This is a genomic window from Streptomyces sp. NRRL WC-3549 (assembly GCF_000721935.1).
GTDB lineage: Bacteria > Actinomycetota > Actinomycetes > Streptomycetales > Streptomycetaceae > Streptomyces.
Genome location: NZ_KL585394.1, coordinates 64476 through 64785, shown reverse-complemented (window position 1 = coordinate 64785; position 310 = coordinate 64476). Strand labels below are relative to the sequence as shown.

The window sequence follows — 310 nt, the reverse complement described above, 5'->3', positions numbered from 1 at the left end:
CCGGCTCCCCGGCGGGTGCCGATGTAGTCCGCGGCGGCACCGATCGCCGAGCCGGCGAGGAACAGCGAATGCTCCAGCAGCGCACGCGCCCACCGGTCGCCGTGCCCCCGCTCCGGCGCCCCGGCCGACGCCGTGCCCGCGCCCGCCGTGCCCGCCTCCACCGCCCGGCGGAGCGCGTCGACCGGGTCGTACGGCTCCGACCGCACGCCCTCCCGCACCGCATCGGCCCGTACGGTCCCGGGCCGAGGACCGTCTCGCGGCCCGTCCGCCGGCCCGGCCCCTCCGGGCGTGCCCCCGGCTCCGGCCGGCT

1 pseudogene is annotated in these 310 nt (G+C 81.9%); it reads right to left on the bottom strand.

Annotation, left to right across the window (positions count from 1 at the left end):
* Positions 1 to 206 (bottom strand): annotated as a pseudogene (locus IH13_RS0110930) (hypothetical protein); the annotation flags it as partial.
* Positions 207 to 310: the final 104 nt, after the last annotated feature.